An 898-nucleotide genomic window follows, 5' to 3' on the forward strand; every position below is an offset into this window, starting at 1 on the left:
GGCGAGCCGAGGGCGGCGGCGAGCGCAGCCACCGCGCGGGCGTCGTCGAGCCCGCGGAAGACCAGCGTCGCCACGCGCTCCTGCACCGGCAGCACCTTGAAGGTGACCTCGGTGAGGAGCCCGAGGGTGCCCCAGGAGCCGGCCATCAGCTTCACGAGGTCGAGGCCGGTGACGTTCTTCATCACCCGCCCGCCGGACTTGATCGCCTGGCCGCGACCGTTGACGAAGCGCACGCCGATCAGGCTGTCGCGGGCGGCACCGGCGTTGATGCGGCGCGGCCCGGAATTGTTGGCCGCCGCCACCGCGCCGAACGTCGGCTCGCCAGCGCTGCCCATCAGGGCGCGGGCGTCCATCGGCTCGAACGGCAGCATCTGGCCGCGGGCGGCGAGCATCGCCTGCACCTCCGCGAGCGGTGTGCCGGCACGGGCCGAGATCACCATCTCGGCGGGCTCGTAGAGGGTGACGCCGGAGAGCGCCCGCGCCGAGAGCGTCGCCTCGTCCTGCGCCGGCCGGCCGATCCCGGCCATGGTGTCCCCGCCCACGAGGCGCAGGCGCTCGGAGCGGCCGGCGGCCGCGCCGACGATCTCGGCCGCCTCGCCCTCGTCGCGGGGCTCGTAGAATGGCATCGTTTCCTGCCCGGTCGCGTGTCTTTACCGGATGCCTTTGCGCGGCACCCTTGTAGCCCCGATCATGCGGGATCGCGGCCGCGTTGCAAAGTGGAACCGCTCTACTCTGCCGCCACAGGATCGGCCGCCGCAGGATGCGCCGGGCGGAACCGGCCCTCGACCTGGCTGCGCAGGCCGGCGATGTCGAAAAGCCACACCAGGGCCGCGTAGAGCCCGGCCCCGAGGGGCACGGCGACGCCGAGCGCCAGCGCCGGATCGAGATGGCGAAGCGG

Annotated in this window: 1 protein-coding gene; it reads right to left on the minus strand. The window is 73.7% G+C overall.

All coding sequences use genetic code 11. From position 1 onward, the window contains the following. Positions 1–626, minus strand: a 626-nt coding sequence (locus FV222_RS27585) for an FAD-binding protein (protein ID WP_147816315.1), incomplete at its 3' end; no start/stop codon positions are given. Between the last annotated feature and the right edge of the window lie 272 nt (positions 627–898).

The organism is Methylobacterium sp. WL103 (assembly GCF_008039885.1).
Lineage (GTDB): Bacteria > Pseudomonadota > Alphaproteobacteria > Rhizobiales > Beijerinckiaceae > Methylobacterium > Methylobacterium cerastii.